The organism is Mycobacterium sp. (genome assembly GCF_965229105.1).
Taxonomy (GTDB): Bacteria; Actinomycetota; Actinomycetes; order Mycobacteriales; family Mycobacteriaceae; genus Mycobacterium.
The window spans coordinates 2,882,196-2,909,184 of sequence record NZ_OZ245858.1 but is presented as its reverse complement, the minus strand read 5'-3'; the positions used below and the strand labels follow the sequence as shown (position 1 = coordinate 2,909,184).

Annotated in this window: 25 protein-coding genes and 1 pseudogene; 15 read left to right on the top strand and 11 right to left on the bottom strand. The window is 64.5% G+C overall.

The features are described 5' to 3' along the window. Positions 1-51 precede the first annotated feature (51 nt). A complete protein-coding gene (locus ADBZ9O_RS13800) occupies positions 52-144 on the bottom strand; it encodes an Ms4533A family Cys-rich leader peptide (protein WP_526532096.1) in 93 nt (30 codons plus the stop codon). A 149-nt stretch (positions 145-293) separates the two neighbouring features. Continuing rightward, positions 294-488 (bottom strand): hypothetical protein, encoded by a 195-nt coding sequence (locus ADBZ9O_RS13795; RefSeq protein WP_526532094.1) that lies wholly within the window; start codon positions 486-488, stop codon positions 294-296. 102 nt (positions 489-590) lie between these two features. On the opposite strand from ADBZ9O_RS13795, the gene ADBZ9O_RS13790 reads away from it, so the two are divergent. Beyond that, positions 591-2,594: a glycoside hydrolase family 15 protein gene (locus ADBZ9O_RS13790; RefSeq protein WP_526532092.1), complete on the top strand. Its 2,004-nt coding sequence runs from the start codon at positions 591-593 to the stop codon at positions 2,592-2,594. 167 nt (positions 2,595-2,761) lie between these two features. On the opposite strand, the gene ADBZ9O_RS13785 is transcribed toward ADBZ9O_RS13790, so the two are convergent. After that, complete coding sequence (locus tag ADBZ9O_RS13785) at positions 2,762-3,088, bottom strand: hypothetical protein (RefSeq protein ID WP_526532090.1); 327 nt, start codon at positions 3,086-3,088, stop codon at positions 2,762-2,764. A gap of 323 nt (positions 3,089-3,411) precedes the next feature. Between ADBZ9O_RS13785 and cysK the strand changes: the two genes are divergently transcribed. Together cysK and epsC are read left to right on the top strand one after the other, a co-directional pair. Further along, a complete protein-coding gene (gene cysK / locus ADBZ9O_RS13780; protein ID WP_526532088.1) occupies positions 3,412-4,347 on the top strand; it encodes a cysteine synthase A in 936 nt (311 codons plus the stop codon). A gap of 6 nt (positions 4,348-4,353) precedes the next feature. Then, positions 4,354-4,938 carry a serine O-acetyltransferase EpsC gene (epsC, locus tag ADBZ9O_RS13775; RefSeq protein ID WP_526532086.1) on the top strand — a complete coding sequence of 195 codons (585 nt, stop codon included), beginning with the start codon at positions 4,354-4,356 and terminating at the stop codon, positions 4,936-4,938. A gap of 17 nt (positions 4,939-4,955) precedes the next feature. Here the strand turns inward: epsC and ADBZ9O_RS13770 are convergent, their stop codons facing one another. From ADBZ9O_RS13770 to ADBZ9O_RS13760, 3 genes are all read right to left on the bottom strand, one after another. Further along, positions 4,956-6,050, bottom strand: a complete 1,095-nt coding sequence (locus ADBZ9O_RS13770) for an NADH:flavin oxidoreductase (protein ID WP_526532084.1) — start codon at positions 6,048-6,050, stop codon at positions 4,956-4,958. Between the two features lie 81 nt (positions 6,051-6,131). Beyond that, positions 6,132-6,629, bottom strand: a complete 498-nt coding sequence (locus ADBZ9O_RS13765) for a GAF domain-containing protein (protein ID WP_526532082.1) — start codon at positions 6,627-6,629, stop codon at positions 6,132-6,134. Positions 6,630-6,732: 103 nt separating this feature from the next. Continuing rightward, a complete protein-coding gene (locus tag ADBZ9O_RS13760; RefSeq protein ID WP_526532080.1) occupies positions 6,733-7,101 on the bottom strand; it encodes a cupin domain-containing protein in 369 nt (122 codons plus the stop codon). 261 nt (positions 7,102-7,362) lie between these two features. Between ADBZ9O_RS13760 and ADBZ9O_RS13755 the strand changes: the two genes are divergently transcribed. The 10 genes from ADBZ9O_RS13755 to ADBZ9O_RS13710 all read left to right on the top strand — a co-directional run bounded on the left by ADBZ9O_RS13755 (position 7,363) and on the right by ADBZ9O_RS13710 (position 17,594). Next, positions 7,363-8,121: a DUF1684 domain-containing protein gene (locus ADBZ9O_RS13755; protein WP_526532078.1), complete on the top strand. Its 759-nt coding sequence runs from the start codon at positions 7,363-7,365 to the stop codon at positions 8,119-8,121. Between the two features lie 22 nt (positions 8,122-8,143). After that, positions 8,144-9,085 carry an NAD(P)/FAD-dependent oxidoreductase gene (locus tag ADBZ9O_RS13750; RefSeq protein WP_526532076.1) on the top strand — a complete coding sequence of 314 codons (942 nt, stop codon included), beginning with the start codon at positions 8,144-8,146 and terminating at the stop codon, positions 9,083-9,085. After that, positions 9,082-10,578: an ABC transporter ATP-binding protein gene (locus ADBZ9O_RS13745; protein WP_526532074.1), complete on the top strand. Its 1,497-nt coding sequence runs from the start codon at positions 9,082-9,084 to the stop codon at positions 10,576-10,578. Before ADBZ9O_RS13750 ends, ADBZ9O_RS13745 begins: the two co-directional genes overlap by 4 nt. Beyond that, positions 10,575-11,360, top strand: a complete 786-nt coding sequence (locus tag ADBZ9O_RS13740) for an energy-coupling factor transporter transmembrane component T family protein (RefSeq protein WP_526532072.1) — start codon at positions 10,575-10,577, stop codon at positions 11,358-11,360. Before ADBZ9O_RS13745 ends, ADBZ9O_RS13740 begins: the two co-directional genes overlap by 4 nt. Next, positions 11,347-11,910: a uridine kinase family protein gene (locus ADBZ9O_RS13735; protein WP_526532070.1), complete on the top strand. Its 564-nt coding sequence runs from the start codon at positions 11,347-11,349 to the stop codon at positions 11,908-11,910. Before ADBZ9O_RS13740 ends, ADBZ9O_RS13735 begins: the two co-directional genes overlap by 14 nt. 93 nt (positions 11,911-12,003) lie before the next feature. Continuing rightward, entirely contained in the window at positions 12,004-13,470 is a 1,467-nt protein-coding gene (locus ADBZ9O_RS13730; RefSeq protein WP_526532068.1) for an ABC transporter permease subunit, read from the top strand. Beyond that, complete coding sequence (locus ADBZ9O_RS13725) at positions 13,467-14,255, top strand: amino acid ABC transporter ATP-binding protein (protein WP_526532066.1); 789 nt, start codon at positions 13,467-13,469, stop codon at positions 14,253-14,255. Before ADBZ9O_RS13730 ends, ADBZ9O_RS13725 begins: the two co-directional genes overlap by 4 nt. 71 nt (positions 14,256-14,326) lie before the next feature. Further along, a complete protein-coding gene (locus ADBZ9O_RS13720; RefSeq protein WP_526532063.1) occupies positions 14,327-15,505 on the top strand; it encodes an LLM class flavin-dependent oxidoreductase in 1,179 nt (392 codons plus the stop codon). A gap of 19 nt (positions 15,506-15,524) precedes the next feature. Further along, a complete protein-coding gene (locus ADBZ9O_RS13715) occupies positions 15,525-16,901 on the top strand; it encodes an NtaA/DmoA family FMN-dependent monooxygenase (RefSeq protein WP_526532061.1) in 1,377 nt (458 codons plus the stop codon). 3 nt (positions 16,902-16,904) lie between these two features. Beyond that, positions 16,905-17,594: a GNAT family N-acetyltransferase gene (locus ADBZ9O_RS13710; protein WP_526532058.1), complete on the top strand. Its 690-nt coding sequence runs from the start codon at positions 16,905-16,907 to the stop codon at positions 17,592-17,594. A 56-nt stretch (positions 17,595-17,650) separates the two neighbouring features. Here the strand turns inward: ADBZ9O_RS13710 and ADBZ9O_RS13705 are convergent, their stop codons facing one another. Continuing rightward, positions 17,651-20,539, bottom strand: coding sequence for a hypothetical protein (locus ADBZ9O_RS13705; protein WP_526532056.1), 2,889 nt, complete (start codon positions 20,537-20,539; stop codon positions 17,651-17,653). Between ADBZ9O_RS13705 and ADBZ9O_RS13700 the strand changes: the two genes are divergently transcribed. After that, positions 20,529-20,882 carry a hypothetical protein gene (locus ADBZ9O_RS13700; protein ID WP_526532054.1) on the top strand — a complete coding sequence of 118 codons (354 nt, stop codon included), beginning with the start codon at positions 20,529-20,531 and terminating at the stop codon, positions 20,880-20,882. The two genes, ADBZ9O_RS13705 and ADBZ9O_RS13700, sit on opposite strands and share 11 nt — an antisense overlap. Positions 20,883-21,189: 307 nt before the next feature. Here the strand turns inward: ADBZ9O_RS13700 and ADBZ9O_RS13695 are convergent, their stop codons facing one another. Then, positions 21,190-21,756, bottom strand: coding sequence for a TetR/AcrR family transcriptional regulator C-terminal domain-containing protein (locus ADBZ9O_RS13695; RefSeq protein ID WP_526533136.1), 567 nt, complete (start codon positions 21,754-21,756; stop codon positions 21,190-21,192). 445 nt (positions 21,757-22,201) lie between these two features. Here ADBZ9O_RS13695 and ADBZ9O_RS13690 point away from each other — a divergent pair, with 445 nt between their 5' ends. Then, the gene (locus tag ADBZ9O_RS13690) at positions 22,202-23,593 is read left to right on the top strand and encodes an HNH endonuclease signature motif containing protein (protein WP_526532052.1); all 1,392 of its coding nucleotides are present in this window, start codon (positions 22,202-22,204) and stop codon (positions 23,591-23,593) included. A 461-nt stretch (positions 23,594-24,054) separates the two neighbouring features. Here ADBZ9O_RS13690 and ADBZ9O_RS13685 read toward each other — a convergent pair whose 3' ends face one another. From ADBZ9O_RS13685 to ADBZ9O_RS13675, 3 genes and pseudogenes are all read right to left on the bottom strand, one after another. Next, the gene (locus ADBZ9O_RS13685; protein ID WP_526532050.1) at positions 24,055-25,515 is read right to left on the bottom strand and encodes an FAD/NAD(P)-binding protein; all 1,461 of its coding nucleotides are present in this window, start codon (positions 25,513-25,515) and stop codon (positions 24,055-24,057) included. Next, on the bottom strand, positions 25,512-26,633 hold the full coding sequence (locus tag ADBZ9O_RS13680) for an LLM class flavin-dependent oxidoreductase (RefSeq protein WP_526532048.1): 1,122 nt from the start codon (positions 26,631-26,633) through the stop codon (positions 25,512-25,514). The genes ADBZ9O_RS13685 and ADBZ9O_RS13680 overlap by 4 nt, the downstream gene beginning before the upstream one ends. 14 nt (positions 26,634-26,647) lie before the next feature. Continuing rightward, positions 26,648-26,803 (bottom strand): annotated as a pseudogene (locus tag ADBZ9O_RS13675) (LLM class flavin-dependent oxidoreductase); the annotation flags it as partial. Between the last annotated feature and the right edge of the window lie 186 nt (positions 26,804-26,989).

Below are 26,989 nucleotides of genomic sequence, written 5' to 3'. Positions count from 1 at the left end.
AGACGTAAGGCAATCGCCGAAACCGACACCAGACCGCGGGCGGGTATGGGGTCAGCGACAACAAGCGATATCAGCAACGGCGCATGTACCCACGGCAATGAGGGCCAGAATATGGCCCTCGGTGATGCCGGACGCTGCGTGCATGGCGGGAAGCCTAACAGAGTTGTTGTGAACCACCTGCCAACGGCCGATTAACTCCTCCACTGCAGCTCAGCGAGCCAGCAGCCAGGTCACCAACACCAGAACGATCAGGATCACCAGGATCAGCGTCACCCGTGAACGCGGTAGGCCGTTCACTGGGGCGACCGGTCCTTACCTCGTACCCAGCGGACCAACACGATGGCCCTTGCCAGCGCCCCGTCCAGTAGTAGCGCGGTGCCGTAGGCCAGGAGCAGCACGACGGGCATCACCACGATGGTCTGCAGCACGAACCCGAGGCCCGAAAGCCACAATTCGACACCGTCCCACCAACTCAGAAACCCATCCATTCACACCACCCTACGATCAGCTGCGTGGCGACCCGGCAGGACTTGCTCAACACGCCCGGCCACGAGTAGACGCCGATGGTCCCTGCGGTCGATGATGTCCGCATGACGACAGACACCGAGCTCGGCGACAACACGGCAGGTCACGTTGTGGAAGCCCCCCTGACCGTCACCGCACCGGTGCCCTATGTCGCCTCCGGCGCCTTGCGCAATCCGTTCCCGCCGATCGCGGACTACGCGTTTCTTTCGGACTGCGAAACCACCTGCCTGATCTCATCGAGCGGGTCGGTGGAGTGGATGTGTGTGCCCCGCCCCGACTCCCCCAGCGTCTTCGGTGCCATCCTCGACCGCGGCGCCGGGCATTTCCGGCTCGGACCGTACGGCGTCTCCGTCCCGGCTGCCCGTCGTTATCTGCCGGGCAGCCTGATCCTGGAGACCACCTGGCAGACGCATACCGGATGGGTCATCGTCCGCGACGCGTTGGTGATGGGCCCCTGGCATGACATCGAGTCGCGGTCACGGACCCACCGCCGCACACCGATGGACTGGGACGCCGAGCACATTCTCCTGCGTACCGTGCGGTGCGTCAGCGGCACCGTGGAGATGGTGCTCAGTTGTGAGCCGTCCTTCGACTACCACCGCAACAGCGCCACCTGGGAATACTCGGCCGGGGCCTACGGTGAAGCGATCGCGCGGGCGCATAAGGATCCGGATGCCCACCCGACGATGCGCCTGACGACGAACCTGCGCCTGGGCCTCGAAGGCCATGAGGCGCGGGCCCGTACCCGCCTGACCGAGGGCGATAACGTCTTCGTCGCGTTGAGTTGGTCAAAGCACCCGGCGCCGCAGACCTACGAAGAGGCTGCCGACAAGATGTGGAAGACCAGCGAATGCTGGCGTCAGTGGATCAACGTCGGCGATTTCCCCGACCACCCGTGGCGGGCGTACCTGCAGCGCAGCGCCCTCACGCTCAAGGGGCTGACCTATTCGCCCACGGGTGCCCTACTGGCGGCCAGCACCACGTCGCTGCCGGAAACTCCGCAGGGTGAACGCAACTGGGACTACCGCTATGCGTGGATTCGTGATTCGACCTTCGCCTTGTGGGGCCTTTACACCCTGGGGCTCGACCGGGAGGCCGACGATTTCTTCGCCTTCATCGCCGACGTGTCTGGTGCGAACAACGGTGAGCGCCACCCACTTCAGGTGATGTACGGCGTCGGTGGCGAGCGGACCCTGGTCGAGGAGGAGCTCAACCACCTCTCCGGTTACGACAATTCCCGACCGGTGCGCATCGGAAACGGTGCTTTCGACCAGATGCAGCACGATATTTGGGGCACGATGCTGGATTCGGTGTACCTGCACACCAAATCCCGCGAGCAGATCCCGGAGACGCTGTGGCCGGTGCTCAAAAATCAAGTCGAGGAAGCCATCAAACATTGGCGCGAACCCGACCGCGGGATCTGGGAGGTCCGCGGTGAACCGCAGCACTTCACCTCGAGCAAGGTGATGTGCTGGGTGGCATTGGACCGTGGCGCGAAACTGGCGGAAATCGAAGGCGAGAAGAGCTACGCCCAGCAGTGGCGGGCCATCGCCGAGGAGATCAAGGCCGACATCCTCGAACACGGCGTGGACGCCCGCGGGGTGCTGACCCAGCGCTACGGCGATGACGCGCTGGATGCCTCACTGCTGCTGGTGGTACTGACCCGGTTCCTGCCCCCGGATGATCCGCGGGTGCGCGCCACCGTGCTGGCGATCGCCGACGAGCTCACCGAGGACGGACTGGTGTTGCGGTATCGCGTCGAGGAGACCGACGACGGCTTGGCCGGCGAGGAGGGCACCTTCACCATCTGCTCGTTCTGGCTGGTGTCGGCGCTGGTGGAGATCGGTGAGATCCATCGCGCCCGCCACCTGTGCGAGCGCCTGTTGTCCTTCGCGAGCCCGCTGCATCTCTACGCCGAGGAGATCGAGCCACGAACCGGCCGCCATCTGGGTAACTTCCCGCAGGCGTTCACCCACCTGGCACTGATCAACGCCGTCGTCCACGTCATCCGCGCCGAGGACGAGTCAGACAGCTCCGGGGTGTTCCAACCCGCCAACGCCCCTATGTAGCTTGGGATTTGGGCTCGGTTGTACCCCGAGGGGTCCACGTCGGGGCCATTTCACGATGAGCTTGCGACCAAACCTGTTGCGGCGGGCGAAGAACCATCCGATCAAGAAGTGACGGGCAAAGAGCGCGGCGTTGTCGTTGGTGAGCCGAGGCCCTCCGCCGCCCGAGGTCAGGGCACGTCGTCCAGCAGTTGGGCCGCCTCGACGATATCCATTGGCGAGATGAATCTCCTGCCCCGCAGTTGCTCGACCGCACGCTCCACCAGGGTGGGACTGAGCCAGAAGTAGTTGTCGAACAGTCGTGCGCACGCCGCCAGAGCGGGCACGTTGGCGATGGAGAAGAAGTCAGGCCAATACTCACGGGCCCGATAGGACGCGGCGCCTGCGATGGCACGCGCGTTGGCGCTCCCCCCGCTGCAGAGCTCGACGTACACCTGCTCGGCTTCGTCGTCACCCATGACGTGGCGCATCCAGTCGTACGAACCCAGATCGGACACTAGGACTTTCCTTCGCTGCAGCGGCCCGCGATTGTCGCCGAACGCGACAGTGCTGGCCCTGCAAACTCGACGCTAGTGTCGGAGGCCGGTATCGCCGACCGTACGAATCGCGGTGAATTCAACACCCGCTCAAAGAGCCCTTATACCAACATTTTCGATTCGTGTCGCCAGTTAATTGCACGATGATTTTAAGTGCCGGAATCTGCTCTCAGCTTAAGTGGGCCTGCCCGCGGTGGTGCCCAGTCGGCGGAACCGGTTACGGTGTAAGCAAACTGCCGTGACGTGTGCGGACGGATGCTCGCACCGTAAGAAGGGGTTCGGTTATGGCGCGGATCTATGACAACGTCACCCAGCTCGTCGGGCGCACACCGCTGGTGCGGCTGAACCGGCTGACGGAGGGGCTGCACGCCGAGGTGGTGGCCAAGCTGGAGTTCTACAACCCGGCCAACAGCGTCAAGGACCGCATCGGCGTAGCGATCATCGACGCCGCCGAGCGCTCCGGTGAACTGCAACCCGGTGGCACCATCGTCGAGGCCACCAGCGGCAATACGGGCATCGCGTTGGCGATGGTCGGCGCCGCCCGGGGTTACAAGGTGATCCTCACGATGCCGGAGACCATGTCGACCGAGCGGCGGGTGATGTTGCGCGCATTCGGCGCGGAGATCGTCCTCACCCCTGGCGCCGAAGGAATGGCAGGTGCCGTCGCGAAAGCGAAGCAGATCATCGCCGAGACCGAAAACTCGGTCGCCGCCGACCAGTTCGCCAACCCTGCCAACCCGGCGATCCACGAGGCCACCACCGGCAACGAGGTCTGGGACGACACCGACGGTAAGGTCGATATCTTTATCGCCGGTATCGGCACAGGGGGAACGATCACCGGCGTCGGGCGCAATCTGAAGGCGCGCAAGCCCGGGGTGCAGATCATTGGTGTCGAACCGGTGGACTCCCCGATCCTCAACGGTGGAGATCCAGGACCACACAAGATCCAGGGCATCGGCGCCAACTTCATCCCCGAGGCGCTGGACCGAGGAATCTACGACGAAATCATCGACGTCGCGTTCGATGACGCCATCACGGTCGCTCGGGCACTTGGCACCGAGGAAGGCATCCTCGGAGGTATCTCCACCGGCGCGAACATCTGGGCCGCGCTGGAGGTGGCGAAGCGCCCCGAAAACGCAGGCAAGCTCATCGTCACGGTGGTGTGCGACTTCGGTGAGCGCTATATCTCCACCCTGCTCTTCGAGCACATCAGGGACTGATCTCGGGTGAATCTGCTATCTGCCCTGCGTGAGGATTTACAGAACGCCCGGGTGCATGACCCGGCCGCGCGGGGGGATATCGAGAACGCGCTGGTCTACTCGGGGCTGCATGCAATCTGGGCCTATCGGCTGTCCCACCGACTCTGGGCGAGGCCTGCTCTGCGCGGCCCTGCACGGATCCTCGCGCAACTCACCCGCTTCCTGACCGGCATCGAGATCCATCCGGGCGCGACCATCGGACGCCGGTTCTTCATTGACCACGGTATGGGTGTGGTGATTGGGGAAACCACCGAGATCGGCGACGATGTGATGCTCTATCACGGAGTGACACTGGGCGGACGGACCCTGCAACAGGTCAAGCGGCATCCGACGATCGGCAATCGGGTCACGGTGGGCGCGGGCGCAAAGATCCTCGGACCGCTCCGGGTCGGCGACGACAGCGCTATCGGCGCCAACTCCGTGGTGACCCATGACGTTCCCCCCGATTCGATCGCGACCGGTATTCCCGCGGTGATCCGGTCACGTACCGAGAAGCAGCGCGAACAGGGGGTTGATCCGACCAGTTACATCGATCCGGCGATGTATATCTAAGGGGTGACGCTCCCGCTTCAGCGCAGCGCCGAAAGTGCTTCCTCAGGGCTGTACCCCGCGAAGCCGTCGAGTTCACCGTCGCGCAACCGATTCACCCATCCTGGGTCGGCCAGGAGCGCACGGCCAAGGGCCACCACATCGAACTCCCCCGCCTCAAACTGCTCCACCACACGGTCCACCGGGGCAGGCTGAATCACCTGACCCCGCTTCTCACTGCGGAACTGGGTCTCCAGCCCGACGGAGCCGACGGCGATCACCGGAAGGCCCGTGACCTTCTTCGTCCAGCCCGCCAGGCTCAAGTCGCTGTTCGAATCGGGGAATGCCGGCGTGTAATGCCTGCGGGTGGATGGATGTAGAACGTCGACACCGGCATCGACGAGCGGTGCCAACAGCTCTTGCAGCTGGGTCGGGTCATCAGCGATCGACGCCGTGTAATCGGTGCCTTTCCACTGGGAGAAGCGGTAGATGATCGGGTAGTCCGGCCCGACCGCGGCACGGACAGCGGCCACCACCTCGGCGGGGAAGCGACTGCGCGCGGCCAGTGATCCGCTGTATCCATCGGTGCGCAGATTGGTTCGCTCCCAGAAGAATTCGTCCAGCAGGTAGCCGTGCGCACCATGGAGCTCGACCGCGTCGAAACCGACGTCGCGAGCGTTGACCGCACTCTGCGCGAACAGGTTTGCGATGTGTGGGAGTTCGTCGGTCTCTAGTGCTCGGCCTCTCGGCGCACCGAGCCCGTCCACGCCAGACGGGCCGACCGGCACCACACCGTCGGAGTCATCACGTTGTATGCCCTGGTGCCATAGCTGCGCGGCGATGGTGCCACCCTCACCGTGTACGGCTTTGGTGACGCGGCTCCATCCTGTGAGGACGTCGTCACCCGCCAGCGTGGGAATGGCGTACGGGTACCCAGCCGCAGGGTCAGGCAGGCGGACGCCTTCGGTGATGATGAGCCCGACGCCACCTGCGGCGCGGCGCCGGTAGTACTCGGCGACATCGGCACCGGGCACGCCGCCGGGTGACGCTTGGCGGGTCATCGGCGCCATCGCGAACCGGTTCGGCACGGTCAGGGAACCGACGGTGAGGGGCTGGAACAAGTCTTCTATCGCCATGGACCGATCCAACACCTTGCTGACCGAGGTGATTCCGTTGGCCTCAGCCGGATCATCAGCCCGACTAGGCAGCGGGTGAGGTCATTTCAGCGCGCCACCGTCGCGGCCGACGACGCTTTCGATCTCGGAGCGCAGTCGACGAAGTTCGTCGCGCTGATCCTCGGTGTAGTCCCTGGCATGGTCATCCAACACACAGACAGTCCCGACGACAGCTCCGGCCGAGTCATGCACAGCCAAACCAAAATAGTTGTGCAGTCCGAATTCCGTCTCATCCTCGTTGCCCGCGAACGTCGGATCCGCACGTGAGTCCGCAACGAACAGATCAGAATCGGTATCGACCACCCGCTCGCAGTACAACGGGACCCGGGAGGAGTCGTCACCGGCTTTCTTTCCCGCGGCACCCACCGTGTAATGCTTGGTTGCCTCCCCCGCCGTTGCGGCCACCACCATCGAGTCGGGTTCGGAGCGCATCACCAAAATCGATTTCACTCCTAGCCGCGCCGCGATGCTCTCGAGCTTCGAGGCAATCGGTGCGAGCCCCGGGGTGGTATCGGTTTCGTACGGCTCAGGTGCGGTCATAGAAGACATCGTCATGAAGTCTCGCCACAGCGTCAACCTCTGCGCTCAATGCGAGTGCAACCAACCTGGTGAGCCAAGGTGACATCGGCGGGCCCCTAACCGCTCAGTGACTTTCGTAGTAATCGCCACCGCGGGAGAACTCGACGAAGGTGCACGCCTGCTCACCGACCGTCCACGCGTCGTGGCCAGGAGGCAAGAGCATCACGTCGCCGGCCGAGAATTCCTCTTTGGTCCCGTCGGCCATCACGACGGCCAATGTCCCACCGGTCACCAACGCCACATGGGGCAGCTGGCACAGGTCGGTGCCCGCGTAATCCTTGAGGTCGTTTGACCATCGAGCGCCGACTCCGAAGGTCACTTCGGTGACCGAGACACCGTCGAGCTCGGCGGTTCGCTTCGAGATCAACCCGTGCACGTCCAGCGGCACATCAGCGAGACTCGCCTTTTGCATCGCTGTGTTGTAACCGCTCATCAGTAGTCTCCCTGCGTGTCAGTCGGGGGTGGTCGCATCAAGGATAATGGAGTACTCCATAACGGCCAGGGTGCCGGACTTGAGGTACTCAAGGGTCAGCAATTTGGTAGAACGTCAAGTGTGAGTTGTGCTGGCCTTGCACGAAATTGCACTCAAGGTCGTGTGCTCTAGAAAATCACGACCCTGAGTGCACACTGGTGATCGAGCGCCTCGGACTCAGCCGGCCCGAGAGGTCACACACGACGATCAGGAAGGCGTGAGATGACAACCACCACCGAAGCGACGTTCGAAACGGCCTGGAACGAATGGCACAGTGAACGGGAGCGCTACTACGGTGAGCCCCTGGGCTGGGTGAGTATCACCGGATTGCATTGGCTCACAAATGAATTCGCGAGTATCGCCGATCTCCCCGGCCGCTGGCGGGCGGACGCGGAAGCGGTGTATGTCGAAGGCATCGATGGCACCCAGCGGCTCGCACCGGCCGAGGGGGCACCAGGGCTGCTGGTCGACGCCGGCGACCGCCGCATCGAGGTCATTCGCCGAACCGGCTCCGTCGCCCTGCGGGTGCACGATCCGAAATCTCCGCACCTGCAGAACTACACTGGCATCCCTACCTACGCTCCGAGCGAAACCTGGCGGGTGGCAGGCACGTTCACCCCGTACGAGCAACCGACAACCGTCACCACCGGGGCCGTCGTCGAAGGACTAGAACACCATCACACCGCGGTCGGCGGCATCGACTTCGAACTGGCCGGTACCGCGTTGCAGCTCATCGCCTTCGGCCGCGCGGACGGCGAAATGCACGTGTTGTTCACCGACGCCACCAGCGGGGTGACCACCTATCCCGGTGCCCGATCGCTACCGATCGGCGCACCGGACGCTGCCGGTACGGTGACACTTGACTTCAACAGGGCGGCCAACCTGCCCTGCTCGTTCACCGATTATGCGACCTGCCCGGTGGCTCCCCCGGAGAACCGTCTGGCCATCGCGGTCGAAGCCGGGGAGAAGAACCCGCGCTGACTCACGCGACTAGCGTTGACCTATGTCATCGCGGGTAGCAGTCATCGGAGCCGGGCTATCCGGGACGGCCTGCGCCCGCGCGTTGCGCGACCGCGGTGTCGATGTCGACCTGATCGACCGAGGCCGGGTCCCCGGCGGGCGGATGGCGTCACCGACATTGCACGGCCGCCGGGTCGACGTGGGCGCGGCGTACTTCACCACCAAAGAGCCGGAGTTCATCGCCGTCGCCGAGAGGTGGGCGTCGCGCGGCCTGGTCCGGGACTGGACCGACACCTTCGACGTATTCGGCGCCGGCGGCCATAGTCGTACCTCTGGTCCGATGCGGTACGCCTCCCCCGACGGCCTACGCGCGCTGGTGCGGGACCTGGCGACAGGCCTGGCGTCGGACGAGGTCCAGCCGGATCGGGCGATCGGCACGCTGGGGGAACTGGACCACGATGCGGTGGTGTTGGCGATGCCCGACCCGCAGGCCGCACGACTGGCCCCGGAGGCAGCCGACTGGGTGGTCTACGAACCGGTGATCGCGGTGGCCGCGGCCTGGCCGCAGCGGTGTTGGCCGGTCACCGATGCCGCCTTCATCAACGATGATCCCGATCTCACCTTGGTCGCCGACGACGGCGCCCGCCGCGGCGACGGCGCCGCGGTCCTTGTCGCGCACACCACAGCACAACGCGCCGAAGTCCACCTGCAGACACCCGATGATGCGGTCGCGCCCCTCATCGGCGCGCTCCGGCGGATTCTGAACATCACGGCCGAACCACAGTGGACGCACGCGCACCGCTGGACCTTCGCCAAACCAGCGGGCACACACGGCGACAAGGCCTTTGAACTGACCACACATCAGGGCCGCCCGCTCGGAGTGTGCGGTGACTCGTGGTGTCCTACCGGTGCGCCACGCGTCGAATCGGCCTGGTTATCCGGTCACCGGCTTGGCGCGGCACTGGCTGATCAGCTGGATCGATGACTGCACGGCCGACTACCGCCGACGGGGCCGCCGTCAGTGCCACCGGCTGGGGCTGGCGCCATGCGGGCCGTCCCGACTGGGCCATACACGACCTCGAAGTGACCATCACCCCCGGTGAACGGGTGCTGCTCCTCGGCCCGTCCGGTGCGGGCAAATCCACCCTGCTGCACGGTCTGGCCGGACTGCTCGGCGGTTCGGAAGACGGTGTGGAAGCCGGCCGCCTGCTGGTGGACGGTGCGCATCCCAGCCAGCGACGGTCGCGGATCGGCATGGTGTTACAGGATCCGGATTCGCAGGTGATCCTGTCCCGCGTCGGCGACGATGTCGCGTTCGGGATGGAGAACTTCAACGTCCCCCGCGAAGAGATCTGGCCGCGCGTCAGCCAGGCACTGCGCGCGGTCGGCCTGCAGGTACCGTTGGGCCACAACACATCTACGTTATCGGGTGGCCAGAAACAACGGCTGGCGCTCGCGGGCGTCATCGCGATGGATCCCGGCCTGATCCTCCTGGACGAGCCGACGGCCAACCTTGACCCGGCCGGTGTCATCGAGGTGCGCGACGCTATCGCCGCCACCGCCGACCAGACCGGGGCGACGGTGGTCGTGATCGAACACCGCACCGAGGTCTGGTTACCCGTCGTCGACCGGGTCATCGTCCTGGGTTCCGATGGTGAGATCGTGGCCGACGGTACGCCAGAGCACGTCATCCAGCACGAACATGACTACCTCCTGCAGTCCGGGGTGTGGGTTCCCGGGGCACCTCTACCCGCGATCAGCCGCACTGGATCGACCCCAGCGGGGACGCTGCTGACGGCGACCGATCTCGCGCTCGGCTACGGGTCCGGTCCTGCGCTGCACACCGGTCTGAACTTCGAGATCGCCAGGGGCCGAACCACTGTCGTGACCGGACCGAACGGAGCCGGGAAATCGACCCTGGCGCTGACACTCGGCGGCCTGCTTCCCCCGGCCGCGGGACATCTGGTGGCCGACGTGGACTTCTCCCCGGCCTCGAAGCGCCGCGAGCCTATCCGGTGGCGCGCCAAGGAGCTGCTCAATCGGATCGGTAGTGTCTTCCAAGACCCTGAGCACCAGTTCCTCACCGGTACCGTCCGCGACGAACTTGAGCTCGGACCGCGGGCGCTCAAACACAGCCGCGACGCGACCGCCACCCTCGGAGATCAACTGCTCGAACGACTTCGGCTCACCCACCTCGCGGAAGCCAATCCGTACACCCTCTCCGGTGGTGAGAAGCGGCGGTTGTCGGTGGCCACCGTGCTCGCGACCACACCCGATGTGATCGTCCTTGATGAACCCACCTTCGGCCAGGACCGCCGCACCTGGGAGGAACTGATCCGATTGCTCGCTGAGATCGTCGATGCTGGGACGGCCGTCGTGGCCATCACCCACGATCTCGACTTTGCGGTCACACTGGCCGATCACACCATCACGTTGCCAGCGCGGGCCCCAGTGTCAGTGCCGGACGGTGCGCGATGACAGCGCACGACGCCATCGACGCGCCCGCGCTGACCAGAACCCTGAACCCCGTCGCGAAACTGTTGACCGCACTCGTGATCGCCGCCGCCCTGGTTCTCAGCGTCGACTGGGTCTCGGCCCTGACCGCCTTGATTCTTGAGATCGTGTTGATCTTTGCGCTCGGGGTTCGGTTGCGGCCCTTCCTCGTTCGCAGCGCAGTGATTACCGTCGCCGCCGGCCTGACCGCCATCACCATCCTGCTGTACGGGGAACCGAGCGGTACCGTGCATTGGCACTTTCTGCTCATCAACGTCAGCGACGGTTCCATCGCCTTATCGCTCGCGACCTTTCTGCGCGTCCTGGCCATCGCATTACCCTCGGTGTTTCTGTTCCTCGACGTCGAACCCACCGAGCTCGCTGACGGACTGGGCCAAGTGGTCAGGCTGCCCGCTCGATTTGTGCTCGGCGCGCTGGCGGGCCTGCGACTGATCGGGCTCCTCGGCGAGGACTGGCGCTACCTCGGTTATGCGCGCAGGGCACGTGGCGTCGCAGATCAGGCCCGGCTGCGTCGAACAGCCGGGCAGGCGTTCGCGCTCCTGGTCTTCGCGGTGCGCCGCGGATCCAAGTTGGCCACTGCGATGGAGGCGCGTGGCTTCGGCGCATATCCGACACGGACCTGGGCTCGGCCATCGCCGTTCGGGGGTCGCGAGATCGCCCTCATCGGCGCAGGCATTGTGATCGCGGCGACGGCGATCACAGTCTCCGTCGCCACGGGAGCATGGAACTTCATTGGCACTCGATGAGGCCCTGCGCCTGTTGGACGCCGCCGCTGCGACAACCGTGTTGATCGACGGGCGGTCCGGATCGGGCAAGACAACGCTGGCCACCCAGCTATGCCAGGTCTGGGCCGACAGCCTGCTGGTTCGGCTGGACGATATCTATCCCGGCTGGGATGGCTTGCAGTGGGCGGCCGAACACATCGAGACGTCCCTGTTGCAACCTCGATCCGAGCACCGCGCGGGGCGCTGGCGCAGCTGGGACTGGGCGACAGACCGACCGGGAAGCTGGCACGTGGTGCAACCGCAACGTCGGCTCATCATCGAAGGAATCGGAACGCTGACCCCGCGTACGCGAATGTTGGCCGACCTCGCCATCTGGGTCGATGCCGACGATGACGACCGAAAGCGACGGGCCCTGCGCCGAGACGGCGACACCTATCGGCCGCACTGGGATCGGTGGGCGGCACAGGAGGTCGAGTTCATCGCCCGGTATGACCCGCGGCGCTGCGCGGACCTGATCGCCGCGCCCGCGGCGGGTGGTTTCACGCTGACCCCAGCAAAGAGAACACCATGACTACCGCGGGCAGTGCTTGCCGTCGCCGAGGCCTTAGCAACCCGGATGAGCAGAACCCTTGGGCGACCCCCAGCTAATTGCTAGATTGCGCCGGTGGCCCATAACCTCCGAAGAGCTCTGCTTGCGGTGGCCCTCCTCGCCGCACTCCTGACCGCCGCCGCCTGCGGATCAAATCAAGACAGCGCGTCCTCTGATGTGCTCAGGGTCGGCACCGAAGGCACCTACGCGCCGTTCAGTTTCCAGGATCCAGCGACCGGGCAGCTCGCAGGCTTCGACGTCGACGTGGCCAACGCCATCGGCGAGAAGCTCGGTAAGAAAGTGGAATTCGTCCAGACGCCGTGGGATTCGATTTTCGCCGCGCTGGAAGCCAACCGGTTCGACGTGGTGGCCAACGAGGTCACCATCACCCCGGAGCGGCAGAGCAAGTACGACTTGTCCGAGCCCTATTCGGTGGGTGAAGGCGTCATCATCACCCGGGCGGACGACGACTCGATCACGTCACTCGACGACCTCAACGGCAGGACTGTCGGGGCGACCATCACCAGCAACTGGGCCGACGTGTCCCGCAAAGCCGGTGCGACGGTGGCTCCGGTAGAGGGGTTCACCCAAGCGATCACCCTGCTCAACCAGGGTCGCGTCGACGCAGTGGTCAACGACAGCATCGCCTTCCACGCCTACCAGGCCGAGACCAACGATCAGTCCGTCAAGATTTCAGCGACGATCGGGGAGAAGAGCGAGCAAGGCCTCGCCGCCCGTAAGGACAGCGGCCTGCTGCCGGAGCTGAACAAGGCCATCGATGAGTTGAAGGCCGAAGGGACACTGGCGAGTATCTCGCAGAAGTACCTGAACGCGAACGTCACCGGAGCCCCGTCGCCCGAGGGCGTCCAACCCGCGCATCGCTCGGTGTGGAAGCTGATTGCAGACAACCTGTGGCCGTTGGCGAAAGCCGCTCTGACCGTTACCGTTCCGCTGACCATCATCAGCTTTGTGATCGGGTTGGCTATCGCGCTGCTGGTGGCACTGGCCCGGTTGTCGTCGAAGGCCGTCCTGTCGAATATCGCGCGGTTCTACATCTCGATCATCCGGGGTACGCCGCTACTGGTGCAGTTGTTCATCATCTTCTACGCGTTACCCCAGCTCGGGATCAAACTCGAACCGTTCCCGGCCGCGGTGATCGCGTTCAGCCTCAACGTCGGTGGCTACGCCGCCGAGATCATCCGCGGTTCGATCCAGAGCATCCCGAAGGGCCAATGGGAGGCGGCCGAGACGATCGGCTACAACTACGTCGGAGCGTTGCGACGGATCATCCTGCCGCAGGCCGCCAGGGTGGCCGTCCCCCCGCTGTCGAACACGCTGATCTCCCTGGTCAAAGATACTTCGCTGGCCTCGACGATCTTGGTGACCGAACTACTGCGCGCTGCCCAGGTGGTCGCTGCACCGACGTTCGAATTCTTCGCGCTCTACGGGACCGCGGCTGTGTATTACTGGATCATCTGCCTGGTGCTCTCCTTCGGTCAGAGCCGCCTTGAACATCGACTGGAAAGGCACGTGGCTCGATGACTGACACCGCAAGCGAACCCAGAACGGACAAGGTCGAGTACCGCGTCACCGCCGAGGGCGTCGAGAAGGCGTTCGGCGATATCAAGGTCCTCAAGGGTGTCTCGTTCACCGTGGAAACAGGGACAGCGACCGCCATCATCGGGCCGTCCGGGTCTGGTAAGACGACGCTGTTGCGCACGCTGAACGCGCTCGACCGGGCCGATGCCGGGGTGATTCGAGTGGACGATGTGGAGATCGACTTCTCCACGCCGACACCGAAACCCGAGGTGCGCAGATTCCAATCGCGCAGCGGTTTCGTGTTCCAGGGGCACAATCTGTTCCCGCACAAGACGGTGCTGCAGAACGTCATCGAGGGGCCGGTGATCGTGCAGAAGCGGCCCAAGGACGAGGTCGTCGCCGAGGCCGAAGTGTTGCTTGACCAGGTCGGTCTGGCTGACAAGCTCGACCAGTACCCCTATCAGCTCTCCGGTGGGCAGCAGCAGCGCGTCGGTATCGCCAGGGCCTTAGCGCTCAAACCGAAGCTGGTGCTGTTCGACGAGCCCACATCGGCCCTCGACCCCGAACTGGTGGGCGAAGTGCTTTCTGTCATCAAGGATCTGGCCGTCGAAGGCTGGACGCTGGTGATCGTGACGCACGAAATCCAGTTCGCCAGGCAGGTTTCCAATCAGGTGCTCTTCACCGATCAAGGAATCATTTTGGAAAAGGGCCCGCCGGACCAGGTCATCGGCGACCCCAAGGAAGAGCGGACGCGGCAGTTCTTGGACCGCATTCTCAACCCGCTGTAAATCGCGTTCGCCGCGCCAGGAATGTACTCAGTGGCCGCGTAGTTGCATCCTGAGACGAAAGCTGAGCTCCCATGACTGATCCGTCGAATCTCGTTCATCTCGCCGTCGCGCTCGAGGGCGCCGGGTGGCACCCAGCCGCGTGGCGTGCAGACAACGCGCGCCCTGCCGAGTTGTTGACCGCCAAGTACTGGACCGACCTGGTCACCGAAGCCGAGCGGGCCACGCTGGACTTGGTCACCATCGAGGACAGCTTCACCCTGCAATCCGATGACACATTTACCCCCGATCAACGCCTCGACCGGGTCCGTGGACGTCTGGATGCGGTGCTGATCGCCGCCCGGGTCGCGCCACGGACCAGCCACATCGGGTTCGTCCCGACCGCGACGGTCACACACTCCGAGCCGTTCCATGTGTCGAAGGCGATCGCCACCTTGGACTACGTGAGTACCGGCCGGGCGGGCGTGCGGGTGCAGATCTCTGTGCGGCCCGACGCGGCCAAGCTCTTCGGTCGTCGCGAGATTCCACCGTTGTCACCGGAAACCGTCGTCGCACATTTCGACGAGGCCGCCGACTACGTCGAGGTACTGCGTCGACTGTGGGACAGCTGGGAGGACGACGCCGAGATCCGCGATGTGGCCACCGGGCGGTTCGTCGATCGAAACAAACTGCACTACATCGACTTCAAGGGCGAGTGGTTCTCGGTCAAGGGACCGTCGATCACGCCGCGACCGCCCCAGGGTCAACCGATTGTCGCCGCGCTCGCCCACAGCATTGACGGATATCGGCTGATCGCCCGCAGCGCTGACGTCGGCTTCGTCACGCCCCACGACGCCGCGGAGGTGGCCACCATCGTCGAACAGATCACGGACGAGCAACACCGCAGCGACCGGACCGATGCACCGGTACGGGTGTTTTCTGACCTGACCGTGTTCCTCGCCGACACCGAGCAGGCCGCCGCGGCCCGGCGCGCACGCCTCGATGAGCTGGCCGGCAGTGAATATGTCAGCGACGCACACACTTTCGTCGGAACGCCGAGCCAGCTCGCCGACCTTATCGAAGAGTGGCACGCGGGCGGGCTGGCCGGGTTCCGACTGCGCCCCGCCGCCTTGCCCGATGACCTGGTCCAGATCACCGAAGGGCTCGTTCCTGAACTGCGCAGGCGGGGCCTGTTCCGCACGACCTACGAAGCCGATACCTTGCGCGGGCTGCTCGGGCTGGCGCGCCCAGCCAACCGCTACGCGAACGCCTGAGCAGATAGAGGACGACACCATGAGCAAACCCCTCAAGCAGGTTCATCTGGCTGCCCACTTCCCCGGCGTGAACAACACGACGGTGTGGAGCGATCCGGCGGCAGGTAGCCATATCGAGTTCAGTTCGTTCGCCCGTTTCGCCCAGGACGCCGAGCGAGGCAAGTTCGACTTCCTTTTCCTTGCCGAGGGATTGCGCTTACGGGAGCAGAACGACCAGATCTACGACCTCGACGTGGTCGGTCGCCCCGATACCTTCACCGTGCTGGCGGCGATTGCGGCGGTCACCGAGCACCTCGGGCTGGCGGGCACCATCAACTCCACCTTCAACGAGCCCTACGACGTGGCCCGTCAGTTCGCCAGCCTCGATCACCTTTCCGGGGGCCGTGCCGCGTGGAACGTCGTGACCTCCTGGGACGCGTTCACCGGTGAGAACTTCCGCCGTGGCGGCTTCCTACCACAGGATCAGCGCTACGAACGGGCCCGCAGCTTCCTTCAGACGGCGCAGGAACTCTTCGATTCCTGGCGTGGCGACGAGATCGTGGCGAACAAGGCGACGGGCACATTCCTGGCGAACCCGAATCCCGGCGCATTCGCCCACCAGGACGCACATTTCGATATTGCCGGCCAGTTCAACGTGCCGCGCGGCCCGCAGGGCAGACCGGTGATCTTCCAGGCCGGTGACTCCGAGGAGGGCCGGGAGTTCGCCGCCTCCGGAGCCGATGCGATCTTCTCCCGGCACAGCACCCTCGATGCCGGACAAGCGTTCTACACCGATGTCAAAGGACGGCTGGCCAAATACGGACGCCAGCGCGACCAACTGCTGATCCTGCCTGCCGCCACCTTCGTACTCGGAGATACCGACGCCGAGGCTGCGGAGTTGGCACATGAGGTGCGGCTGGCCCAGGTTTCACCGCAGACGGCCATCAAATTCCTTGAGCAACTGTGGAATCGGGATTTGTCCGACCATGATCCCGACGGTCCGCTGCCCACTGTCGATCCGACCCTTGGCGAACATACGATCGCGCGCGGTCGCGCCAGCGTCCGCATGTACCGCGACCCCATCGCCACCGCCAAGGAATGGCGCGCCAAGGCCGAAGCCGAGAATCTGACGTCCCGTGAACTGATCATCGAAGTCACCGGCCGCCAAAACTTCATCGGCGCACCGGAAACCGTCGCGCACACCATCAACGAATTTGTCCAGGCCGATGCCTCCGACGGTTTCATTCTGGTGCCGCACGTCACGCCAGACGGGCTGGCCCCACTGGTCGACAAGGTGGTGCCGCTGTTGCAGGAATTGGGGGTATACCGTACCGAGTATGAAGGCACCACGCTGCGCGATCACCTCGGTCTGGCACCCCTATCTGCGAAACCTGGTCAGTCCAGCGTCGCTTCGTAACTGGTGACCGCTCACCTGTTGGATAACGCTGCCTACGCCTCACTGACCGGTCCGCACGCACATTTCGCGCAGCGCAAGGGTGGGGTGGCGCGGTATCCCATCGATATGTGCCCCTTTGTCGGATTACCTGATGATCCAGGTCCGCAAGACTGGTCCGATCTCGCAGAGCTGGCCGGTGCGGGTGCGCAGGTCGCCCTCGCCGGTGTCGACGCCGATCCGCCGAATGGCTGGGAGACCACCTGGCGTTTGGAGGGCGTGCAGCTGGCCGATGACGGTGTCTCGGGCACCGCCGATTCCGAGGCGGTCCGCTTGACCGCCGCCGATGTGCCCGAGATGTTGGCGCTGGTCGAGCAGACCCGGCCGGGGCCATTTCTCACGCGCACCATCGAGATGGGCACGTACCTCGGTATCCGGCGCGACGGCCGGTTGGTCGCCATGGCCGGTGAGCGACTGCATCCTCCGGGGTGGACCGAGATCAGCGCCGTCTGCACCGACGCCGACTTCCGTGGCGCCGGGCTGGCGACGCGGCTGATACATGCTCTGGTGCAACAGATTCGAGACCGCGGCGAGCGACCGTTCCTGCACACGGCAGCGACCAATACCAACGCCATCCGCCTCTACGAATCGCTGGGCTTTCAGCTGCGCCGCGATACCTGGTTCACCGCAGTGCGCACCCCTGCATCACCCGGTTAACCAGCGAATCAGGCCCCCAGCATGGAGCTGAGAGCCTGACTCGGATGTGGAACTAACTAGGCAGCATTGACATTGGCCACCGGCGCGTTGGGCGAGACGATGGTCAGCTCGTAGTTATCGGCCTGCCACCCGTTCATGAACACACCGATCGGGATAGCTTTACCCTGCCCGACCAGCTGGCCCTTATTCGTCATCGAGCTGTCGTTGACATAGACGACAGCCTTCTTCAGATCGACAGCGATAACCGTTGCCGCATGGTCGGATTCGGTGAAGCTGTCATCACCGGAAGGCTTGACGTCGGTGACAGCGGACCAGACGACGGCAGTGGGATAGCCGATCATGATCGCGTTCCCTTGGGCCAGTGCGGCTTCCATATCTCTGAGGGCCTGCTGTCCATCGTCCTGAGTTGCCTGGGTCAGCCGCTTACCGTCGGCATCGAAAGTCCCGTACTGCTTCACCGTCGCCGTCACGTCGAAGTACTTCTCCATCAGCACCCGCGCGTCGCCGGGAGCGATGGCTTCGTTGGTGTTCTCGCTGAGGTACATCTTCTTACCTGGCGTCACCACGCTGTCATTGGTCTTCGCCCATTCGACCCACTGCGCTTCGGTCGTCGGCGTGGGCAACGTCCCGGTGGCCTGGAGTGTCGCCGAGGCGGCCGCCTGCAGGACACAATTGTCGTAGCTCTGACTCACCCAGTACTTCTTGCCCTCCACCAGGTTGCCGTACACGCCGTTACCGTCCACGGTGACAGTGACGACCTTGTCGATGGTGTCAGGTTGAGCGAGACCTATCTTGACGGCGAAGTCATGCACGAATCCCTGTAGCACACCGGCGAATCCAGGCAATTTCGCCTCTTGGCCGTTGTCCACCGTGATCGTGAATGTGTCGACGATTCCGGGCGTGATCAGCGCACTATTCGGAATGTAGGTGTACGAGCCGGGAGTCTCGCCGGCTTCCAGTGTCCCGTATTTGGGTTGGGTTTTGATGGTGTAGGTCAACCCATACCCGTTGTTGCTCGATCCGTTCATGTCGACGCTGACCTGCCCGGTTTGTTCGTCTGAACCGCCGACGTTCTCCGAAACACTAGGAGCCCGATTGAACAGGATGTACGCGAGCTGGCGCCCGATATCGGAGAACACCGACAGCGGGTTGGCGGGCTCTGCCGTAACCGCGCTGACCGCAGCGGTGGCAGCAGTGAAGGTTGTCGCACTCGCCGTTGTCGCACTGGGGCCGTCGGCACCCTTGGTGCCGTCGGTACCGGGTGCGCCTTGACTTTGATCTGTTGCGGTTCCGCCAATTCCGGACTTACCGCCACCCGCGCCCTCACCACCAGTGCCACCTGTCGCACCGCCGGCACCACCATTTCCACCATTGCCGCCGTTACCGCCGACTCCGGCGGTGACGCCACCCGCACCGTTACCGGCGTTGCCGCCGTAACCGCCGACACCACCGGTGCCGCCGGGGTCCGTGGCTGTGCTCGGACCGCCTGCGCCGCCGACTCCACCGGTACCACCGTCGCCGCCCCGTCCGCCTGCTCCCTCGCCGCCGTCGGCACCGTCTGCGCCGGCGCCACCTGCACCGCCGGCACCGCCAGCCGCACCCGGACCACCGACGCCACCGAGGCCGCCGTTGCCGCCACGACCACCGTTTGTGCTGATGGCGCCGGCTTCATCGCCCCCGTCGCCACCTTTCCCGCCCTTGCCGCCGATACCGCCGGCACCACTGCCGCCCGCCGTACCGTTCGCGGAAATCACGAAGAAGAAGCTGCCCGTTCCGGCCGCACCGCCGGAGGCGCCACCCGGACCACCGACACCACCGGTGGCGCCATTACCGCCGTACTGGCTCAGCCCGGTACCACCTTGACCTCCGGTGCCACCGGCGCCACCGTCGCCACCATTTCCACCGCTACCAATGATCAGGCTGCCTGAACCGCCGCTGCCGCCTACACCGCCGATGCCACCGACTTCTCCGACCTGGCCGTTGGGGCTGATCTTCGTACCGTTGAAGCCGACAAAGCCTGCCTGGCCCTCGCCGCCATTTCCACCGTCGCCGCCTTTACCGACCAGCGATAGCAATCCGACGTTGCCGCCATCTCCACCGCCACCGGCACCGAGACCGCCGTCACCGCCCCTACCGCCGTTACCCGACCACAGGCCGCCGGTACCGCCAGTGCCGCCGTCGCCACCGACACCGCGGAAATCGCCCGGCGCACCGTCGGGCGGAATGTTGCCGCCGGTTCCGCCGGCGCCGCCGAGGGCGAATAACGCAAGCGCGCCTCCACTTCCACCATTGCCACCCACACCGCCGAAGCTGGCGTTTCCACCAGCACCACCATTGCCGGCGCTCCCGTTCGCGGAAATCAGTCCCGTGTCCCCGCCCCGGCCCCCGGCACCGCCGGTCTGGCCGATCAGGATCGCGTTACCACCGACGCCGCCAGCGCCGCCGTTACCCTGCAGCAAGCCCGCGGCGCCGCCCTGGCCGCCGGTACCGCCGTGGAAGGCGCCCGTGGACGCCCCGCCTTTGCCGCCGCTGCCGCCGTTCCCGGAGAGCCCAGCAGCGCCGCCGCTGCCACCCGACGATCCATTCGCAATCTGGGCCCCGGCACCGCCCTTGCCACCGTTTCCGGTGATCAGCCCACCGTTGCCACCGTCGCCGCCGGCACCGCCGTTGATGGTGACGACACCATTTCCGCCATTTCCACCGTTTCCGAACCAGCCGGCCTGCCCGCCGTTACCCCCATTGAAACCGTTGCCACCGTTGCCCAAGATCCCACCGTTACCGCCCTTGCAGGCAGCGCTCCCTGCGCAGGTGTCAGCGGTCCACGTGTAGCCATTGCCGACGATGATGCCCCCGTTGGGGTGGTCTGCGGTGCCGTTGCCGAAGAAGATCTGCGCGAGATCTGGCGCGGCGGCAGGTGTCACGGCGGCGGCGGACTTGAGGGTCACCGAGTTCTTCGCCGAAGCGGTGGTTGTCGTGGGACTCGCGCCTGATGCATCGCTGGGTGCGTTGGCGGTGGCAGGAGTCTTCGATGCCGTCACCGTTCTCGAGGACACCGCGGTACTCACCGCATTGGTGTGCTTGGCGGCTGCACCTGACTGCTTTGAGCTGGAATTCACCTTGGGCCCAGCCGAATTCGAATGCGACGAACTCGATGAGGAACTTGCGGACGTCGATGAGGAGCTTCCGCCGTCATCGGCCGCGGCAACACCGACCTGCGGGCTCATCAATGAGAATCCGACCAGGGCGGCACCCAGACCACCAGAGGCAGCGCCTAGTTGCAGCCATTGACGGACCCCGAAATCCTGCGACCGCCGATGTGCCTTGCCTGCACGTTTACGGCGCCCCGCAACGCCGGCCGTCCCGACACCGTCGAACCGCTCCGACTCAGACTTGGTAGCCATCGACACCCATCCCCCTGCCTGCAGCGCGCCGGACGCCCTATTGACGTCTCAGTAAGCGGTCGCGCTTGGATATTAGGGGCCATCCGGGGCAAGTTGCTAGATAACTCGCAAAATCTTTTAGCGAAATCTTTTCACTGACCCCCTATCGACAATGTCCACAAGCGCTGACAATTCACATTGCTAAAGAGTTTTGGCTAGCTGACGACGCTGCCCTGGAGGTCGTGCGCGGCGGCGATTTCGTCCACGATGGCGCGGAGATACGTGCGAAGAAACCCGGCGAACAACTCGTCGGCAGTTTCGGTGCCGATTGCGGTCAGTGCTGTCGTCAACAACGGGTATTGCCCGGCGTCTGGGGTAGGTCCGGATCCGCCAGGCGCGTAATCCGCCGCGCTCTCGGCTAAGACCGCCGATCCCACGGTCACCGCCGTCAGCCCGTCGACGATCCGGACGTGGTACGCCGCCGGCACACCGGCCGAGGTCAGAAACTGGCACATCAATTCGTACTCGTCGAAAACGCCCTCTTTGGTGTTGAACTGGATGATCAGCGGCGAGCAGTTCGGATATCGAAGGATGCGGCTCCGCAATCCGACGGCCTGCGCCACCATGAACTCAGTCCACCCAGAACCCGCTGGAGGCACCTTGGGCGCTTCGTCCATCGTCGCCACTTTGCGGGCCACCGCCGCCAGCACTGCAGTCCTGTCGGCGAAGTATCGGTAGAGAGACGATGTCCGCACTCCAAGCGACGCCGCCACTTTAGGCATGCTGAATTCGTCCAAACCGCGATCCCCGATCAGCTCAATAGCCGCATCGACGATCCGGGCTGCACTTAGGGTCGTTCGCCCGGGACCTGCCATCTGTGCAGTGTGACACGCGGTCGCCGCACAACGACTCCGGGCGCACGGCGGCGGGCACTCAACCGGTCGATTTCCTTGCTTGCGCAACGTGCTCGGCACCAAGCGTCGTACGGTGTGCGACCCGCACTCCCGACGGGTGATAAGCATCCCTGTGGGTGTCCTCGTCGGTCTAACGCGCCTGCCTCGTGCAGCAGGCTTTCGATGAACGCGGCGTTCGCCCATATTCACCTTTGGGCCGATAAGTGCGAGTGGTTTTCGGCATTGCGTCGATCTCGATAATTAGTGAAACCTCTTCTGTCACTTGTGTTTCAGATGTGGGTTTTGTGTCGGTGGGGGTTAGTAGTGTTTGGGTATGAGTTCGGCGTTGGTTTCTGATCGTGACACCGTCCTTGCGGCGTTGTCGGGGTTGGAAGCCGCAGTCGACGCCATGGCCGGGGTGTCCTTTGACGGGCTGACCAACCCCGAAGTGGTCAATGTCCTAGCCCGGCTGGAAACCCTGACCCGGCGCCAACCGGTGATTGAGCATCGGTTGTTGGCCAAGCTGGTGCGCGAGGGGTCCGCGAAAGAGTTGGGTGCCAAGAACTTCGCTGATGTGTTGACCACCGCCCTGCGGATCGGAGGCAAGGACGCCAAACGGCGCCTTGCTGATGCTGAGGTTCTGGGTGAGCGCACATCGTTGACCGGTGAACCCCTGCCACCGGTGATGCCGCACGTCGCGGCCGGGCAAGCCGCCGGGCGCATCGGTGCCGAACACATCGGGATCATTCGTACGTTCTTCACGCAGTTGCCGGTGTGGGTGGACCTGCCGACCCGGGACAAAGCCGAAGCCGAGCTGGCCGGGGTGGCCAGTGAGTTCGGTCCCGAGCAGCTCCGGTCGGCGGCAGCGTTGATCGCGGCGTTGGTCAACCCCGATGGGGATTTCTCTGATGCCGATCGGGCCCGCAAGCGCGGTGTCACGTTCGGCCGGCAAGGCCCCGACGGGATGAGTTCGATTAGCGGGCAACTCACCCCGGAAGCGCGGGCCACCCTGGAAGCAATCTTCAGTAAGTGGGCTGGCCCCGGGATGTGCAACCCCGACGATGACGTCCCGTGCACCAAGGGCACCCCCTCCGAAGCCCATATCAAAGGTGATCACCGCACTCCGGCGCAACGCCGCCACGACGCCACCGTCGCGATGGGCCGCTCCCTGCTCTCGTCGGGAAAACTGGGCCGACACCACGGCCTGCCGGTCACGATCATCGTGTCCACCACCCTGGCGGAGTTGGAAGCCAAGATCGGGGTGGCCCGCACCGCCGGCGGATCATTGCTGACGATGTCTGATGTCATCCGGATGGCCAGCCACGCCTACCACTATCTGGTGATCTTCGACCACAATGGCCGGGCCCTGCATTTGGGTCGCTCGAAACGGATCGCTTCAGCGGATCAACGTATCGTGCTGCACGCCCGGGATCGGGGCTGCACCTTCCCGGGTTGTGATGTGCCCGGCTATCTCACCGAAGCTCACCACGCCGAATGTGACTGGGCCGAGGGTGGATTGACCGATGTCGATGACCTCGCCGCGGCCTGCGGATCGCACAACAAGTTCGTCAGACCCGGTGGGTGGCGCACCCGCAAACGCCGCGACGGCCGCACCGAATGGATCCCACCCCCACACCTCGACACCGGCCAAGGCCGCGTCAACCTCAACCACCACCCCGAAGAACTCCTCCACCCACCCAAGGACCAGGGAAACGAGCCGGAATAAGCATGCCCGGCAAGGCGGTCTAGGGCGCGTGCGTCAGGCGCTGGCGCTCACGTGGTGTGGTTGCCCCCCAAATCCCTTAATTCTCTTTGACATTCATCGCCTAGCTGCGGCACAGCAACACAACCAGGATGCGCAGATCTGCTTGGCCTGGCGCTCCCGCCGCAGCCGGGTGTCGGCCCGCTGGTGCCAATAGTCACCGTCAATCCGCGCGTCGGCCAGGCTCTGTACCATCGCTCTGACGCTATTGCGTTCACCGCCAGGGGCTCAGCATTGCGCTCGCCACGAGTCGAATTACCGTCCTGGCGTAAATAGCACCGCCCCGACGCCAATGATGACCACACCAAGAATCAGAGTCGCCCACGGCCACCAGCGCAGAACCGGGTGACTGCGGAGATCACTGGATGCCACCCAACGTTCCAGCGTCTCAATGTGACTCATCATTGCTCCAACTCTGACGGAGGTCAGATCATGTATTCCAGGACCAGCTGTTCGGGCTCGTGCCGTGTGCCCGCACTGCCGAGCACGGTCTCGGCAACCCGCCTGGCCTGCCCGCGCAACTCGGGCACGGCGATGGTTTCCCAATACGTGCCGCGCAGGAGCGGGCCCAGCGCGAGCAGCCACGGCGACCGACTCCCATCGGCGGTGACAAGAGTGTGGTCGGGGTCGATGCGCACGCCCATATTCGTTTCGTCCGGAGCCACCAGTGCGCGTCGCAGCAGATTCTGCAGCAGCACCGAGCGGGTCGCGGTGAACTTCGTGGAAGGTCCGGTGGCGTTGATCACCAGGTGGCCGAGAAGTGGCTGACGATTCTCCACGTTGGTGAGAATCCGGTCCCTGGACGCTTCCAGATTCTCGATGTTGGCCGCGTGTACCCGCAGCTGTCCGGTCAGTTGTGAACCGGTGATCTGGGCGTGCAGGACCGGTGCGATCCGATGCCGGTATACATTCCAGCGGGCAGCGTGCTTTCTCGCGAAGGCCAGGCGGTCTTCATAGCTGAAGCGACTCCAGATGCGCTGGGTATGCGGCCGCAGTTTGTCGACGATGATTGCGGGATTTTCATTGCGCTCGTTGAGGATTGCGCAATGTTCTTGGATCAGTTCCAGCAAACCGTCGAGCCCCAGCGCCGCCAGATCGACGTCCGTCGGCGGAAATTCCGGATACTCGATGCCGCGGAAGTGGGCATGCGGGAACCAGCCGTGGCGAGAGACCGTGTGGATGCTGCCCATCCATCCCATCGCGCGCAGGGTGATGATGATGTCGACGGCCGTCAGCCCGGTCCCGAGGATGACAACACTGGCCCCTGCACCGACGTCTAACTTCGCCAGGCGGTCTTCCCATGTCTCCCAGGGATTCCCGACCCACGCGGGGTGGTCCGCGAGTGTTTCGGCTCCTGGTAGCGGTGCCGGTGATTCATTGCCGGTGGCCAGTACCACCCGGTCAGCTTCCAATGCCGTCCCGTCCGCCAGCCGCACCACGCAGCCGGGCTCCCCCGGTTCGATATCGATCGCCTCACCGATGACGAACTCCGCGGAGACCGGGGACCTGCCACCGTGGCTCTGCAAGTGGTGCTGCACGATGGAACACAGATAATCACCGTAGATTTGGCGGGGAATGAAGCGCTCCCGCAGCTCGGTTTCTGACATGGAGCCGAAGTCTGACCGGGTCTGCAGCCACCGCAGGAAGTGGTCGGGCTCGTCGGGAAACGCCGACATATTGCGCGCCGCCACGTTGAGCAGATATTCGGGTCGACGCAGCGCGTAGGCGAGGCCCCGACCCACCGGCCCACGGTCGTTGACAACGGTGATGTGTACCGGGTGGTCGCTGAGGCGGGCAATGTTCACCGCCGTCATGGCACCGCTGTATCCACCGCCGATGATGACGATGCGGGTAGGCCCCGATGACTCACTCGACGCCTGGGTCACCGTAGCGGCACGTCCGATCCCGCGGGGTGCTGCCACAAGCCCCGGCTGGCCAGTTCGGGCAGCACGCCCTCGCCGAACCAATACGCCTCTTCCAGATGCGGATAGCCCGAGAGCACGAATTCTTCGATCCCGACCTCACGATAAGCCTCGATCAGATCGGCGATCTCGCTGAAGGAGCCGACCATCGCTGTCCCGGCTCCGCCGCGGATCAACCCGACACCGGCCCACAGGTTCGGATAAATCTCCAGTCCATCTTTGGAACCGTTGTTGAGCGCGAGCATCCGCTGCTGTCCCTCGGACGCCGACCGTTTCAGTCCGGCTTGGACTTTCGCGATCTCATCTTCAGAGATGTGTTCCAGCAGCCGGTCTGCTTCCGCCCAGGCCTCGGCCGAAGTCTCCCTGGCGATGGTGTGCAGACGAATGCCGAAGGTCAGTTCGCGACCGACGTCGGCGGCGGCCTTGCGGACCCGGTCGAGCTTCTCCGCGACAGCTGCGGGGGGCTCACCCCACGTGAGATAGACATCGGCGTGCTTGGCTGCCACCGCGATACCAGCCGGGGACGAGCCACCGAAATAGATCAGCGGCTGTGGGTTGGGGATCTGATGCAGCGCGGAATCCGCTACCGACAGGTACTCCCCCTCGAAGTTCACCGTCTCGCCGGTCCACAGCCGCCGGACGATTTCGAGGAACTCATCCGCCCGCGCGTAGCGCTCGTCTTTTCCGAGAAAGTCACCGAACATCTGTTGCTCGTGGTCCTCGCCACCGGTGACGACATTGAGCAGGAGCCGACCACCAGAGAGCTTCTGGAACGATCCGGCCATCTGAGCGGCCAGGTACGGGGCGACCGCACCAGGACGAAAAGCCACCAAGAACTTCAGACTCTCCGAGAGACTGCTGATCATCGCGGTGGTGACCCAGGCGTCCTCGCACCAGGCTCCGGTGGGGGTCAGAGCGGCCTCAAATCCGAGCTGCTCGGCGCTACGCGCTATCTGCCCGAGGTACTGCACCGACGCAGGACGCCCAGCGGCGCCGGCCATCACACCGTGGCCGCCACCGACGACGTTGCGGCTATCACCGCCGTTGGTCGGTAGGAACCAGTGAAACTTCAAGGCACTCAATGTTCTTCTCTCCCTCAACCCGCCACACCGACATTGTCCAGCAGGTCGTTATCGGTGAACGCTCCACGATAGGCCGCAGCCGGGTGTGTGTCAGGCAACCCGTCACCTCGACCAACCAACTTCTGCCGCAACGTCCCAGACTTGTCCCTTCTGATCAGGCCCCGCTCACGTGCGCGCCGGCGAAGCAGGGGCGCGGTCTGGAAGATGACGCCTTCGAGGCGGCTGGGGTCGACGACGGCGAGGACTGTGCGATCCCCGAATCTTGTGGTCAGATTCTCGATTTCGATCATGTCGGCTCTCTGGGTTGGAATGGGGCGCGGCGTCGCACAGGTTACGAATCGGCCTGATCAGAAGTG

What these genes read in the sequence shown, in the direction of transcription:
- ADBZ9O_RS13745 (WP_526532074.1), top strand. Translation starts at nt 9,082, where the DNA reads ATGACTGCACGGCCGACTACCGCCGACGGGGCCGCCGTCAGTGCCACC.
- ADBZ9O_RS13720 (WP_526532063.1), top strand. Translation starts at nt 14,327, where the DNA reads ATGACTGATCCGTCGAATCTCGTTCATCTCGCCGTCGCGCTCGAGGGC.
- ADBZ9O_RS13790 (WP_526532092.1), top strand. Translation starts at nt 591, where the DNA reads ATGACGACAGACACCGAGCTCGGCGACAACACGGCAGGTCACGTTGTG.
- cysK (WP_526532088.1), top strand. Translation starts at nt 3,412, where the DNA reads ATGGCGCGGATCTATGACAACGTCACCCAGCTCGTCGGGCGCACACCG.
- ADBZ9O_RS13770 (WP_526532084.1), bottom strand. Translation starts at nt 6,050, where the DNA reads ATGGCGATAGAAGACTTGTTCCAGCCCCTCACCGTCGGTTCCCTGACC.
- ADBZ9O_RS13750 (WP_526532076.1), top strand. Translation starts at nt 8,144, where the DNA reads ATGTCATCGCGGGTAGCAGTCATCGGAGCCGGGCTATCCGGGACGGCC.
- ADBZ9O_RS13725 (WP_526532066.1), top strand. Translation starts at nt 13,467, where the DNA reads ATGACTGACACCGCAAGCGAACCCAGAACGGACAAGGTCGAGTACCGC.
- ADBZ9O_RS13740 (WP_526532072.1), top strand. Translation starts at nt 10,575, where the DNA reads ATGACAGCGCACGACGCCATCGACGCGCCCGCGCTGACCAGAACCCTG.
- ADBZ9O_RS13715 (WP_526532061.1), top strand. Translation starts at nt 15,525, where the DNA reads ATGAGCAAACCCCTCAAGCAGGTTCATCTGGCTGCCCACTTCCCCGGC.
- ADBZ9O_RS13760 (WP_526532080.1), bottom strand. Translation starts at nt 7,101, where the DNA reads ATGAGCGGTTACAACACAGCGATGCAAAAGGCGAGTCTCGCTGATGTG.
- ADBZ9O_RS13765 (WP_526532082.1), bottom strand. Translation starts at nt 6,629, where the DNA reads ATGACCGCACCTGAGCCGTACGAAACCGATACCACCCCGGGGCTCGCA.
- ADBZ9O_RS13695 (WP_526533136.1), bottom strand. Translation starts at nt 21,756, where the DNA reads ATGCCTAAAGTGGCGGCGTCGCTTGGAGTGCGGACATCGTCTCTCTAC.
- ADBZ9O_RS13800 (WP_526532096.1), bottom strand. Translation starts at nt 144, where the DNA reads ATGCACGCAGCGTCCGGCATCACCGAGGGCCATATTCTGGCCCTCATT.
- ADBZ9O_RS13690 (WP_526532052.1), top strand. Translation starts at nt 22,202, where the DNA reads ATGAGTTCGGCGTTGGTTTCTGATCGTGACACCGTCCTTGCGGCGTTG.
- ADBZ9O_RS13755 (WP_526532078.1), top strand. Translation starts at nt 7,363, where the DNA reads ATGACAACCACCACCGAAGCGACGTTCGAAACGGCCTGGAACGAATGG.
- ADBZ9O_RS13795 (WP_526532094.1), bottom strand. Translation starts at nt 488, where the DNA reads ATGGATGGGTTTCTGAGTTGGTGGGACGGTGTCGAATTGTGGCTTTCG.